The organism is Halomarinibacterium sedimenti (genome assembly GCF_019312585.1).
Classification (GTDB): domain Bacteria; phylum Bacteroidota; class Bacteroidia; order Flavobacteriales; family Flavobacteriaceae; genus Halomarinibacterium; species Halomarinibacterium sedimenti.
In genome coordinates this window covers 38,250-52,065 of record NZ_JAHWDP010000006.1, presented here as the reverse complement: position 1 = coordinate 52,065, position 13,816 = coordinate 38,250, and the positions used below count along the sequence as shown (strand labels likewise).

Below are 13,816 nucleotides of genomic sequence, written 5' to 3'. Positions count from 1 at the left end.
CATAACTTTTATAATACCAAATTTAAAATGAAGTCTACCTTTTTAACGATATTTTTACTTATTTGTTTTTCGGGAATCTCTCAAGTGGATGATTTTCAGAAAGAAATTATAGATTATTTAGATATCAACGGAACCCGTGTTCAATACAGCATTGCTTTTTACGAATTGTTCCCTGTTTTAGAACGTAACTTTAGGGATAAGGAAATTCCAGAAGAAGCTTGGGAAGAGCTTAAACTTGACGAAGAAGATCAAATAGACGATATCATTTCTCGTCTTACATTTGCTTACCGAAAGTACTTTACAAGAGAAGACATTGCCAAAATGAACGATTTTTATAGCTCTGAAGTTGGCCAAAAAGTAGTTTCAGATTATGCGTTAACCGAAGAAGAAAATGCCGTTTTTCAAGAATACCTTGACAGTGATGTATCGAAGAAGTTTGAAAAAAATCGAAAAGAACTCACCAAAGACATCGAAAAAATTTCTTCCGATTGGAGCCGTGAGTTATTTGGTACAAAGATTAAACAACTTGTAAAAGGCGGTTATCTTACAGTGGATAAGCAGTAAGTCTCGCTAGGTACTCAAAATGTTCACCTTCTATAATGGTTTCAAATTTGAAACCATTATTTTTTGCGTATACCTCAAAACGAGCGGAATCTAAATACAACCAATGAAAAGGGTTGCTTAGCTCGCCTTTGTATTTCATCGTAAATTCCAACTCGCCATAATATCTATCTGCAGGGACCCAAATACCACCTTCTTCACTGGTGTCGTACATATATTTTAAATCGGAAGAATCGATTAAAATTTGTCCGTTAGGTTGTAAAAGCGATTTTAAATGATGTAAATAATTTGGAACTTGGTCAATGGTCTCAAAGATTCCAGTACCATTCATGAGCAATAAAATGGTATCGAATTTTGCTTCGGAATAGTCTAAAAGAGATATCTGTTTTACATTTTCAACCCCGCGTAACCTAGTAACCTCTAAAGCTCCTTTGGATGTATCGATTGCTGTTACTTGCAATCCCTTATTTTGAAGCCAAAGCGAATGACTTCCAGCACCACATCCTACGTCCAAAACAGTTCCTTTGCATAATTCGAGTGCTTTTTGTTCTAAAGAAGGCATTTCGTCATAATTTCGGAAAAGATAGGGCAGGGGTAGCTCGTCTTCATCACTAATATTGGTTTCGGTGAGGATGTCCTCGGTGTAGTTTCCGTGAAAATAATCTAGTAATGCTTTTCCTAATATATCTTTCATTTTCGAATAGAATAAGTAAATTTACCCAAGACCCAAGACCCAAGACCCAAGACCCAAGACCTAAATGGAAGAAATCCTAAAACAACTCCCACAGCGCGCCAAAGATACGAATACCGAAAACAAAAAATTCTTTGCCAAGCTGAAGAAAAAACCACCCAAAAACTTAGATACCTTGATGGTGGAATTGCACGAGGCCGAGTTTCGAAAGACCGATTGCCTCAATTGTGCTAATTGCTGTAAAACAACAGGACCCTTGTTTACCGATAAGGATGTAGAACGTATTGCCAAACATTTTAGAATGAAACCCCAGCAGTTTATTGAAACGTATTTGCGAGTGGATGAAGACCACGATTATGTGTTGCAAAGCGTGCCGTGTACATTTTTAGGAGCCGATAACTATTGCAGTATTTATGAAGTCCGTCCCAAAGCCTGTCGCGAATTTCCACATACCGATAGAAAAAAGTTCCAGCAAATCTCAAACCTGACGCTGAAAAATGTGGCGATTTGCCCTGCGGCGTTCAACATTGTGGAGGAGATGAAGCGGAGGATTTCTTAATTACTCATAAATCAAATACTTCATTCTCACCTTTTTAAATTGTTCCAAATCAGCTTGCCAACTTTCTCTAATTTCCTTCATCGATAAGCCTGCTTCAATTTGCTGTTGCAGTTTGGCGGTTCCCGCGTGGGTGGTAAAGTTTTTGGTGTTAAAAAAATCGTCTTTCTTTTCGTAATTATGGTAGGCATCCATAATCCAAGTGAGATCTACGTTATCCAATCGGGGGGTATTTCGTAAATCGAGTCCGTGGCAGGCTACGCCTTTAAATTTAGGATTGCTAGAGCCAAAATTTGGTTGTGGCGTGTAGCTAAAGGGATACTTATCTTTGGGTAAATAGGGCGAACCAATGACTTGAAACTGCATTTCGGTGCCACGACCCGCGTTGAGGTTGGTGCCTTCCAATAATCCCAAACTCGGGTATAAATTAATGGCTTGGTCATCGGGTAAATTGGGTGAAGGACGCACGGGCAATGAATAGCGACTTTGGTGATTGTAGTTTTTAATAGGGATGACAGTCAAATTACATTGTATCCCATCCTTCAACCAACCTTCCCCATTTATCATTTGGGCGTATTCACCAATGGTCATTCCGTAGACCAAAGGCACAGGGTGTAGCCCTAAAAACCCAGTATTTTCAGGTTCCATCATCGGGCCATCCATATAATGGGCGTTGGGATTGGGACGATCTAGAACAATTAATGGAATATTCGCTTCGGCACAGGCTTCCATCACATAATGCAGGGTTGATAAATAAGTGTAAAAGCGCACACCTACATCTTGAATATCGAACACCATCATTTCTAATCCATGCATTTGCTCAGAGGTAGGTTTTCGGTTCTTTCCGTGGAGTGAAAAAATAGGCAATCCTGTTTTGGTGTCTTTGCCATCTTTTACTTCGGCACCAGCATCTTCAGAGCCCCGAAAGCCGTGTTCTGGAGAGAATATTTTTTGAAGTGCAATGCCTTCAGAAAGTAAAAAATCGACAAGATGAGCGTCTTTGTATATTTTACTATCTATTAATTTTATTGGCTTTCCTAAAATACTATTGACCTTTTCAGTAACCACTGAAGTCTGATTTGCAACAATCCCAATTTTTTTGTTTATAATTAGAGGAAGATATTCATTATATGAGTTTGCTCCAGGAATTATACCTAAAACATAAATAGAATCTAATGTCTTCTCTATTTTCTCTTCGCTTTTTTCACTTTTCTCTGTTCTTTTCTCTGAAGTATTCTGCCCTCCGCACGAAAAACAAATGAGCATCGTTAATGGAAGAATAATTAATAATGTATTTTTGAAAAAAGAAAATCGAACCATAGCCCGTGAATTTTGAATTCTTTACTGCTCGACGCATCATTGCTTCGAAGGATTATAAAAGTAGTGTATCGGCACCAATAATAAAAATTGCTATTGCGGCAATTACATTGGGAATGGTGATTATGTTGGTAACCATTGCTACCAGTGTAGGACTTCAGAAAAAAATACGGGAAAAAGTATCTGCTTTTAACGGCGATATTATCATTTCAAATTTCGATACCAATACCAGCGACGAGTCGCAAGTTGCCATTTCAAAAAATCAAGATTTTTATCCCAAGTTTACTTCTGTAGAAGGAATAAGGCACATACAGGTAACCGCTTCCAAGGGAGGTATTATCCGTACCGAAACCGATTTTGAAGGCGTTGTGGCGAAAGGTGTAGGCGCCGATTACGATTGGCAGTATTTTGAAGAATATCTCATGGAAGGACGGCTGCCTAATTATACTGAAAACTTACATGATGAGGTGCTTATTTCCTCCTATCTCGCCAATAGATTAGGGTTTAAGCTAGGCGATAAAATTGTCACTTTTTTTCTTCAGGAAGAAAAAGAAAATAAAACCCGAAGTAGAGGGTTTACCCTTGTGGGAATTTACGATAGCGGATTTCAGGAATTTGATGAACAGTTTATGCTCACCGATATTCGGCATATCCAACGATTGAATAATTGGACCGAAGATGAAATAGGCTCTTTCGAAATTTTTGTAGACGATTTTAATGATATTCAAACGATTGGGAATCAGGTTTACGAAGCCACTCCCAGCACCTTAGATTCTATTACCATACGGGATAAATACTATTCCATTTTTGAATGGATAGATTTGTTCGATTTTAATGTGGTACTTATTATAGGAATTATGATTCTTATTGCAGGGATTAATATGATTACCGCCTTGCTTGTTTTAATTTTGGAACGCACCCAAATGATTGGTATTTTGAAAGCGTTGGGGAGTACCGATTGGAGTATAAGAAAGATATTTTTATACAATGCAAGCTATATTATTTGTGTGGGCTTGTTTTTCGGAAATGTGATAGGAATTGGATTTCTGCTCCTTCAGAAATATGGAAATTTTATCACCTTAGACCCTAAAACCTATTACGTAACCCATGCGCCTGTATTTATTGATGTTGGTTACATTATTCTGTTGAATGTTGGCACCTTATTACTTTGCTTGCTGATGCTGTTAATTCCGTCGTATATGGTGTCAAAAATTTCCCCCGTAAAAGCAATTAGGTTTCAGTAAGTATTGCTTTTCTTTATAGTCTATTCTCTTTTCTCTTAAGTCTTTTGTACTTTTGCCCAGCTTTAAAATAAGAGATGGAATACGCAAAAAATATTTTAGAAACTATTGGAAATACACCTTTAGTTAAAATCAATAAACTTACGGCCGACTTACCTTGTTTGGTTCTTGCCAAATACGAAACTTTTAACCCAGGAAACTCGGTAAAAGATAGAATGGCGTTAAAAATGATTGAAGATGCCGAAGCCGACGGACGACTAAAACCCGGTGGCACTATTGTGGAAGGAACCAGTGGAAATACAGGAATGGGACTAGCCTTAGCCGCCATTGTAAAAGGGTACAAAATGATTTGCGTCACCAGCGATAAGCAGAGTAAAGAAAAGGTAGATATTTTAAAGGCTGTGGGTAGTGAAGTGTATGTGTGCCCAACCGATGTTGCACCCGAAGATCCTCGATCCTATTATTCTACCGCTAAACGTCTTGCTGAAGAAACACCGAACGCTTGGTATGTGAATCAGTATGACAATCCAAGTAACGCGGTAGCGCATTATGAAAGTACAGGCCCCGAAATTTGGAAACAAACCGATGGTAAAGTGACTCACTTTGTTGTGGGAGTAGGAACAGGTGGAACCATTAGCGGTGTGGGAAAATATTTAAAAGAACAAAACCCCAATGTAAAAGTTTGGGGTATTGACACTTACGGAAGCGTTTTTAAAAAATATCATGAAACAGGAATTTTTGATGAAAAGGAAATTTACCCTTATGTAACTGAAGGTATTGGAGAAGATATTCTTCCTAAAAATGTTGATTTCTCCATTATTGATGGTTTTACCAAAGTAACCGATAAAGATGCCGCGGTGTATACCCAACGCCTTTCAAAAGAAGAGGGGATGTTTTTAGGTAATTCGGCGGGAGCAGCCATAAAAGGGGTGCTACAGTTAAAAGAGCATTTTACGAAGAATGATGTGGTAGTGGTGCTTTTTCACGACCACGGAAGTCGTTATGTAGGTAAAATGTATAATGACGATTGGATGCGAAAAATGGGGTATATTGAATAACAATATTCAAAATATGTAAGAAAAGCCTCCCAGAATTGGAGAGGTTTTTTTATTTTTAGACTTCCGCAGAATAACTCCCCCCTATATTAAACTCTCATGAAGGAGGATTTTCTTCATTATCTGTGGAAATTTCAAAAATTTTCTACGGTTAATTTATTTACTTCAGACATAAAACCCATTAAGGTTTTACAAGTGGGTCATCATAATCAGGATGCTGGTCCCGATTTCCTTTTGGCGCATGTAGAAATTGATGGACAATTGTGGGTTGGGAATATAGAAATTCATATTAGGTCTTCAGATTGGTATGCCCACCAACACGAAAAAGATTCAAATTATGATAACGTAATTCTGCATGTGGTATGGGAGTACGACGTGGCTATTTTTAGAAATGACAATAGTGTATTGCCAACTATGGAAGTAAAAGACATTGTGGAGCAAAGAACCCTGTTGCAATACTGTCAACTATTTTCAAAAACAAAACAATTTATTCCCTGTGAAAATGATTTTGGAAAGGTAGATGATTTTATTCTTCAAAGTTGGTTTTGGCGATTGTTTGTAGAGCGGCTTCAGAAAAAAACAACCCTTATTTTACAGGAACTTTCTGAAACCCAAAATAATTGGGAAGCCGTTATGTTTTATATGCTGTCTAAAAACTTCGGGCTTAAGTTAAATGCAGATTCGTTTTATAGTGTCGCCAAATCTATAGATTATGCTATTATTAAAAAATGTGGTGGAAATTTATTGAAATTGGAAGCGCTGCTTTTTGGACAAGCAGGCTTGTTGGAAGTTGAAAAAGGAGGAAGGTATTTTGGTTTATTGAAAGATAGTTATGAGTATTCCAAGACCATGTATAAAATCTCGAATGTTGGGGTGATTCCTTCAAAATTTTTTAGACTTAGACCTCCAAATTTCCCCACCATACGATTGTCTCAATTAGCTACTTTATGGTCTAGCAATCCGCATCTTTTTTCAAAAATGATGGAAGCAACCACCAAAGAAGAATTTTATGATCTTTTTAATGTTGCTGCCAGTGAATATTGGGATGCACACTACAATTTTGAAATCACTTCCACAAAACGAAAAAAGAGCATAACGAAGGGATTAGTAGATTTGTTTATCATTAATACGATTATTCCGTTAAAGTTTGCATTCGCAACACAGCAAGGTCGGGACATTACCGAAGAGTTAATCGATTTAGCCCTTTCATTACCTATTGAAAATAATAGAACTATCACAAAGTTTCAAGCATTAAGAACTATTGAAAATTCGGCTTGGCATAGTCAAGCATTACTGCAATTAAAGAATGAATATTGTAATAAATATCGTTGTATGCAATGTGAAGTTGGGAACTTTATTTTAAAATCATAGCCTATTTTATTGTTAAAAAATGTAGTATTTTGCATCCATGCTTCAAATGGTATACAACATACGTCATTACTTCGAAAAAAGAGGCTTTTATGTAAGTTCTCGATTGGCCGAGCGATTAGGGATGCGTGCCAAGACCGTTCGGCTTTCTTTTATTTATGTGACCTTTGCGACCTTTGGGGCGGGATTTGCGCTATATTTAGTACTTGCCTTTTGGCTAAAGATTAAAGATTTGGTATATACCAAAAGAAGTTCAGTTTTTGATCTATGAGAGCGTTCTTTCAATCAAAAATAATGGGTGCTTTAGGGTTGTTAATCCTCGTGTTTTTTATGGGGATTTTTGGCTTTAAGTTCTTTTATAATTACCTGTGGATTGATGCAGTATATATGACTGTGATTACAATTACTACGGTAGGGTTTGGGGAGTTACACCCAATGAGTGCTTCTGAAAAGATTTTCACTTCATTTCTTATTCTTTCAAGTATCTTTATCGTTGGATATGCTATAAGTGTAATATCCGAATATATTTTAAGTAAGAGCAATATTGGTAACTTAAGACAAAAAAAAGTGCAACAGAAAATAGACAATCTTCGCGACCATGTTATTATTTGTGGTTTTGGAAGAAACGGGATGCAAGCAGTTCAGAAATTAGAAGCATACAATAAGGAATATGTAGTGGTAGAAATGAATGAAGAAGTGGTAGAGCGCTTTTCTGATGAAGATCACTTATTTGTAACAGGGAATGCCAATGAAGACGAAGTTTTATTAAAGGCAGGAATTGAAAGAGCCGCGACATTAATTTGCGCTTTGCCTAGTGATGCAGATAATCTCTTTGTGGTGCTTTCTGCAAGACAGATTAATAAAAACTTAAAAATAATAAGTCGCGCTACAGAGGAGACTAGTTATAAAAAATTGAAATTAGCTGGGGCAGACAATGTCATTATGCCAGATAAGATAGGAGGGGACCACATGGCATCCTTAGTGGTTGTTCCAGATTTGGTAGAGTTTTTAGACAATCTTACAGTATCAGGAGAGGAAGATAGTATTTTTGTGGAGCAAATTCCATTTGAAAAAGTGTGTCCAAGTGGAAAGGAACAGGCCATTAAAGACTTAGATATTCGTAAAAAAACAGGATGTTCTATTATTGGGTATAAAACTCCGGAAGGAGAGTATATAGTCAACCCAGAAGCTTCCCTTATTTTGAAAAAAGACTCTAAATTGATTTTAATTGGTCGGCCAAATCAAATTGAAAGTTTAAAAGCACAGTACCAAGTTTAAGATATACGGTAATTAATACTCAGTAAAAATTTGAAAAAGCTATTTTTTTTAGCATCTTGCTGTGCTGAAAAACAAATACTAACTAAAAAACCCATTATGAAGAAATTCCTTCTTTCCATTCTAAGTTTTATTATTCCAATAGTAACTTTTGCGCAAGAAACTGCAACTGAAGAAATTGGTATAGACCAAAAGATAGATCAAGCATTTGCACCTGTTTCTAGCTTTTTTTCTAATGTAATCTTTTTTGAAGTGTATCCAAATGTGCCTTTTATAATTGTGCTTTTGGTAGGTAGTGCAGCTTTCTTTACTATTTATTTTGGATTTCCAAATATTCGGTTTTTTGGAAAAGCAATAAATACAGTGCGAGGAAAATATGAGGACATTGAAAAGCACGGTGCAAAAATATTGTACGGTGAAGATGGAATTGCTCAAGGAGTCGATATGAACAAAGTAGATGACATAGATCACCACATTGGTACGCTTGATGATGAACTTGCTATAGATGGAGATATTAGAGACACCATACGTGATGAAAGTAGCGATGGTGAAGTAAGTCATTTTCAGGCATTGGCAACAGCTGTTTCAGGTACTGTTGGTAACGGAAATATTGCCGGTGTTGCTCTAGCTATTGCATTAGGTGGACCAGGAGCTACATTTTGGATGATAGTTTGTGGGTTATTAGGAATGTCTACAAAATTTGTTGAATGTACACTTGGAGTTCAATATAGAGATGTTGGTGAAGATGGAACCGTTTATGGGGGTCCTATGTATTACTTAACAAAAGGACTTAAGGAAAAGGGATTTGCTACCCTTGGTAAAATAGCTGCGGTATTCTTTGCTATTTTCTGTATTGGAGGATCTTTTGGAGGAGGTAATGCTGCACAATCGAATCAGGCGACCATAGTACTTAAAGAAATGTTTGGAACTGAAAGCACTATGGCTGGAACCATTATAGGATTAGTGCTTGCATTCTTTGTAGGTATTATCATTATTGGCGGTATTAAGCGAATTGCTTCAGTAACAGAAAGAGTAGTTCCTTTTATGGCAGTCTTTTACATACTCGCTTGTTTGTATATCATTTTCAGTAATTTTGGACTGATAGATGATGCTATCTCACTTATTATAACTGAAGCTTTTAACCCTACTGCAATTGGTGTGGGAAGTTTAATTGGTGTATTATTAGTAGGATTTAAACGAGCGGCCTTCTCAAACGAAGCTGGAGCAGGTTCTGCTTCCATTGCTCACTCTGCTGTTCGTACTAAGTATTCTGCTAGTGAAGGACTAGTTGCTTTGCTTGAACCTTTTATCGATACTGTAGTGATTTGTACCATGACAGCACTAGTGATCATTATATTTAATTTTGGCGGATATTTTGAATATGGAGATATTACAGGTGAAGGAGTTGCTATTATAGATGGTATTTCTTATGAAGGAGCTGGAATAACAGCTAAGGCATTTGCAGAGTTTATTCCTTATTCAAATATATTCTTAACTATTGCGGTGGTATTATTTGCAGTTTCAACCATGATTTCTTGGTCGTATTATGGATTACAATCTTGGAAATTCCTTTTTGGAAGAGGTAAAAGAGCCGATTTGGTGTATAAAATTTTATTCTTAACATTTATCGTTATTGGTGCGGCAGCAAGTATGCAATCTATTTGGGATTTCTCTGATGCAATGATTTTTGCTATGGTATTCCCTAATATGATTGGGTTATACTTCTTATTCCCAGTAGTGAAAAAGCAATTAAATCGCTATCTCGATGCTATTAAATTAAAACGAGATGCTTTAAATGATTAAAATATTTTTTTAAATTTATAGTCTATTAACTCCCCGTTAGCATTTAAAATGTGGAGTTATGTTTCAAAATTTTTTAAAATCCCACTTACGGTTCAGTAGAAGTGAACAAAGTGGGATTTTACTTTTGTCGGCACTAATTATTCTGCTTATCTACCTTAATTATTTCTTTAGTTTTTCTTCTGAATCATCTTTCAAAATAGACACCCCTAAAGTATTACTACTTCAAATAGAAATGGATTCGCTTCGTAAGGTTGAACTTGATAAAAGAAAACCCAAGTTATATCCTTTTAATCCTAATTTCATTACCGATTTTAAAGCGTATACGTTAGGGATGAAAACGGAAGAATACGATAAACTAAAGACTTTTAGGGAAGACGGAAAGTGGATTAATTCAGTTTCAGATTTTAAGAAAGTTACCGGAGTAAACCAAAACTGGTTGGACTCAATAAGCCCTTATTTTAAGTTTCCAGAGTGGGTAACCAATCCCAAAAGGAATACTAAGACAAATTCGTATAATAAAGTACTATCATTTTCTGAAAAAACAGATTTAAACCTGGCTACAAAAGAACAGTTAATGGAAGTGAGTGGTATAGGAGATGCATTAAGTAATAGAATTATTGAATATCGCAACAAATTAGGTGGGTTTACAGATGATGTCCAACTTTATTTTGTGTATGGTTTAGATGCTTCGGTAGTTCAAAGAGCACTAAATAAGTTTACCGTAAAAACACCAAAAGAAATTCAAAAAATGAATATCAATCATTCGTCGGCTTCGGATATTGCAACGCTTCCAGGTATTTCATTTGCCCTTGCAAAAGATATTTGGGAATTTGTTCACTTGAGAAATGGTATTGGGAATTTGGATGAATTATCAAAAATTGAAGGAATTACCGTTCAAAAATTACAGCTAATTAAACTATATTTGCTAGCAGAATAATTTCCCAAAAGCTTCGGGAAATTGAAGACTTTTAAAGCGTGCAAATAGATGAATGATCAATATTTTACCGAAGAACATCAATATTTTAGAAAGACCTTTCGCGATTTCCTTCAAAAGGAGGTAGCGCCACATATAGATACGTGGGAAAAAACCGGAACCATAGACCGTTTTATATGGAAGAAAATGGGCGAAATGGGCTACTTTGGAATTTCCTATCCTGAGAAATATGGTGGACTAAACTTAGACATTTTCTACATGGTTATTTTTCTTGAAGAAATGCAACGATTAAATAGTGGTGGTTTTGCGGCAGCCATGTGGGCACATACCTATTTAGCTATGACGCATCTTGAAAAGGAAGGAAATGAAGCTCAAAAAGAAAAGTATTTAGCGCCAAGTATTTCTGGTGAAAAAATGGGTTGTCTTTGCATTACAGAACCTTTTGGAGGAAGTGATGTAAGTGGGATGCGTTCTACAGCCGTAAAAGACGGAAACCATTATATAATTAATGGTTCAAAAACGTTCATTACAAATGGGGTCTATAGCGATTATTTAATTGTAGCAGCTAAAACTAAACCCGAACTTGGTAATAAAGGTATAAGTATATTTGTAATAGATAGGGACACTCCTGGGATTTCTGCCACAAAACTGGATAAATTGGGATGGCGAGCGAGCGATACTGGCGAAATAGCATTTGACAATGTGAAAATTCCTGCGGAAAACCTAATGGGAGAAGAAAATATGGGCTTCCCTTACATCATGCAACACTTTGCATTAGAGCGATTGGTGATGGGGATTAATGCACACGCAAGAAGTGAATGGGCGTTGGAATATACTATTCAATATATGAAAGACCGGATGGCTTTTGGACAGAGTATTTCAAAATTTCAAGCCCTACGACATAAAGTGGCAGATTTATCTACAGAAGTTGAAATTTCCAAAACCTTTAATTATAATGTAGCTAAGAGTTTAGGCGAAGGACAATATGTGGTGAAAGAAGCAACCATGTCGAAACTATTTTCTACCAAAGTAGCCGATGAGGTTGCCTACGAGTGTCTGCAACTTTTAGGAGGCTATGGCTATATGGAGGACTACCCAATGGCAAGGTTATTGCGTGATAGTAGACTAGGTCCTATTGGTGGTGGTACATCGGAGATTTTGAGAGAGATTATTGCCAAAATGGTAATTGATGGTAAAACATATAAGCCAGCAACCTAACGACCTACTAACAACTTAAACTTTAAAGATGAAGTATCGTTATTCAAAGCATTTCTTAACTTTATTAATTAGCCTATTTTTTATAAATACCTATGGGCAAATTGAAATCAAAAGCAAAATTTCAGATTTTTTAACCTTCGAGCCTATTGAAAGCGCTAGTGTGTACGTGCAAAATTCGACCATAGGTACGGTGAGTAACATTGATGGAAAGTTTGTGTTGTTGGTTCCACAGGAGCACAAGAATGATACTTTGGTAATTTCTTCAATTGGCTTTAAAAGCTTTAAAACCTTGGTAAGTGAATTTGATAATACCCAAGAGGTATTTCTAGAAGAGGATATTGCCTCATTGGATGAAGTACTTATTGTGGCAGACCCTAGACCCACCGATGGGAACGGAATAGTGGTAAGAGCCATGGAAAGATTGGATCGCAATATGCCAAATGAGCCCTATCTTCAAAAGGGATTTTTAAGACATAGAGAGCGAAACAAAAAAGAATACAAATGGCTTATTGAAAGTGCACTTACACTATATGATTCTAGTTTTGCTTCAGGCTCAAGGAAGAATTTAAAAATAAACGTTGACGAAAACAGAAAGAGTTACGATTTACGTGATGTGGATAGTCTCTTTGCATACGCGTCCTATCTAAGATACCACGGTGGAAATAAAAAGTTGAGGTCAAAAAATCTTCTTAGAGATACCATTAAAACCAAAACCTTAGTAAATGCTATTAAATGGAATGATAGTAGACTTACTGGTGTTGAAAATTTATTTAAAGGACAACTAAATTTAATTCGTAATTCCAACACTCACGATGCCTTGTTTGGAAAAGGAATGCTAGACAAGCATCAATTTGTGTTAGATACTATCTTAGTGGATGATGGTCGAAAATTGTACAAAATAAGAATCACAAAAAGTAAAGATTTTGTTGGTTTAAATACTGAAAATGTTTACAACGAAGGTTTCGAAGCCAAAGGGTGGATCTATATTTATTACGATAATTATGCGGTGAAGAAATTAGAATACGAACTCGTTGCGGCTTCCGATGTGCAAAAAAGACGAAGTAAAAGTTTGTTTGATACGAATGTAAATCATAAACTTGTTATAACATATAGAGAATACAATGATAAAATGTACCCAAGTTATTTGTATTACGAAACACCAAAATTGGTGAACATTGGGGATCGATCTTCGGATAGAGAGAAGAATGAAGAGGAGCAGGGAATTGATAAAGACGAACAGTATTACTATACCATTCAGGAGATTCTATTTTCAGAAGTCATTCAAGATCCAGAAATTATTTCAGAATCATTGCGTAAAGAATGGTCTTCAGATATTTTTGCACCACGGCCATACAATGAAGGATTTTGGAGAAATTACAACGTCCTACTTGAAAGTGCCGAAGAAGAAAAGCTTATTAGGGATTTAAGCAAACGGGCTTCATTATTTAAGGAATAAACTTTTTGCATTTTATTTTACGCTAATTATAAATTACTTTTTATATTTGCCGTCCCTAAAGAGAGGAGGTGATGACACTATGTTAATAATACCAGTAAAAGACGGAGAAAATATTGATAGAGCGCTAAAGCGTTTTAAGCGTAAGTTCGACAAAACGGGCACGATGCGTCAATTAAGAGATAGACAACAGTTTACTAAACCTTCTGTAAAACGCAGAAAGCAAGTTCAGAAAGCGCAGTACATTCAAGGACTACGTGACGCTGAGGAAATTTAGTATTCAGTTTTAATAATTTATAAATCCGCTGGAGCAGCAAATGTTTCAGCGGATTTTTTTATATTTA

The 13,816-nt window shown here is 36.2% G+C and carries 14 protein-coding genes; 12 read left to right on the top strand and 2 right to left on the bottom strand.

What is annotated here, in order from left to right; all coding sequences use genetic code 11:
* Positions 1-27: 27 nt before the first annotated feature.
* Positions 28-564 (top strand): DUF2059 domain-containing protein, encoded by a 537-nt coding sequence (locus KXJ69_RS12335; RefSeq protein ID WP_219053425.1) that lies wholly within the window; start codon positions 28-30, stop codon positions 562-564.
* On the opposite strand, the gene KXJ69_RS12330 is transcribed toward KXJ69_RS12335, so the two are convergent.
* The gene (locus KXJ69_RS12330; RefSeq protein WP_219053424.1) at positions 545-1,255 is read right to left on the bottom strand and encodes a class I SAM-dependent methyltransferase; all 711 of its coding nucleotides are present in this window, start codon (positions 1,253-1,255) and stop codon (positions 545-547) included. The two genes, KXJ69_RS12335 and KXJ69_RS12330, sit on opposite strands and share 20 nt — an antisense overlap.
* Before the next feature lie 64 nt (positions 1,256-1,319).
* On the opposite strand from KXJ69_RS12330, the gene KXJ69_RS12325 reads away from it, so the two are divergent.
* Positions 1,320-1,811, top strand: a complete 492-nt coding sequence (locus tag KXJ69_RS12325; protein WP_219053423.1) for a YkgJ family cysteine cluster protein — start codon at positions 1,320-1,322, stop codon at positions 1,809-1,811.
* Here KXJ69_RS12325 and KXJ69_RS12320 read toward each other — a convergent pair whose 3' ends face one another.
* Complete coding sequence (locus KXJ69_RS12320; RefSeq protein ID WP_219053422.1) at positions 1,812-3,128, bottom strand: exo-beta-N-acetylmuramidase NamZ family protein; 1,317 nt, start codon at positions 3,126-3,128, stop codon at positions 1,812-1,814.
* 5 nt (positions 3,129-3,133) lie between these two features.
* On the opposite strand from KXJ69_RS12320, the gene KXJ69_RS12315 reads away from it, so the two are divergent.
* The 10 genes from KXJ69_RS12315 (at position 3,134) to rpsU (ending at position 13,749) form a co-directional block, all read left to right on the top strand.
* The gene (locus tag KXJ69_RS12315) at positions 3,134-4,369 is read left to right on the top strand and encodes an ABC transporter permease (RefSeq protein WP_219053421.1); all 1,236 of its coding nucleotides are present in this window, start codon (positions 3,134-3,136) and stop codon (positions 4,367-4,369) included.
* Positions 4,370-4,443: 74 nt separating this feature from the next.
* Entirely contained in the window at positions 4,444-5,424 is a 981-nt protein-coding gene (locus KXJ69_RS12310; RefSeq protein ID WP_219053420.1) for a PLP-dependent cysteine synthase family protein, read from the top strand.
* A gap of 96 nt (positions 5,425-5,520) precedes the next feature.
* On the top strand, positions 5,521-6,792 hold the full coding sequence (locus tag KXJ69_RS12305; RefSeq protein WP_219053419.1) for a DUF2851 family protein: 1,272 nt from the start codon (positions 5,521-5,523) through the stop codon (positions 6,790-6,792).
* A gap of 37 nt (positions 6,793-6,829) precedes the next feature.
* Positions 6,830-7,060 (top strand): PspC domain-containing protein, encoded by a 231-nt coding sequence (locus KXJ69_RS12300; protein WP_219053418.1) that lies wholly within the window; start codon positions 6,830-6,832, stop codon positions 7,058-7,060.
* Positions 7,057-8,067, top strand: a complete 1,011-nt coding sequence (locus tag KXJ69_RS12295) for a potassium channel family protein (RefSeq protein ID WP_219053417.1) — start codon at positions 7,057-7,059, stop codon at positions 8,065-8,067. The genes KXJ69_RS12300 and KXJ69_RS12295 overlap by 4 nt, the downstream gene beginning before the upstream one ends.
* A 96-nt stretch (positions 8,068-8,163) precedes the next feature.
* Complete coding sequence (locus KXJ69_RS12290; protein WP_219053416.1) at positions 8,164-9,867, top strand: alanine/glycine:cation symporter family protein; 1,704 nt, start codon at positions 8,164-8,166, stop codon at positions 9,865-9,867.
* Positions 9,868-9,925: 58 nt separating this feature from the next.
* Positions 9,926-10,804 carry a ComEA family DNA-binding protein gene (locus tag KXJ69_RS12285; RefSeq protein WP_219053415.1) on the top strand — a complete coding sequence of 293 codons (879 nt, stop codon included), beginning with the start codon at positions 9,926-9,928 and terminating at the stop codon, positions 10,802-10,804.
* Between the two features lie 48 nt (positions 10,805-10,852).
* Entirely contained in the window at positions 10,853-12,019 is a 1,167-nt protein-coding gene (locus KXJ69_RS12280; RefSeq protein WP_219053414.1) for an acyl-CoA dehydrogenase family protein, read from the top strand.
* 28 nt (positions 12,020-12,047) lie between these two features.
* Complete coding sequence (locus KXJ69_RS12275; RefSeq protein WP_219053413.1) at positions 12,048-13,475, top strand: carboxypeptidase-like regulatory domain-containing protein; 1,428 nt, start codon at positions 12,048-12,050, stop codon at positions 13,473-13,475.
* A gap of 79 nt (positions 13,476-13,554) precedes the next feature.
* Positions 13,555-13,749 (top strand): 30S ribosomal protein S21, encoded by a 195-nt coding sequence (gene rpsU, locus KXJ69_RS12270; RefSeq protein WP_219053470.1) that lies wholly within the window; start codon positions 13,555-13,557, stop codon positions 13,747-13,749.
* Positions 13,750-13,816 lie beyond the last annotated feature (67 nt).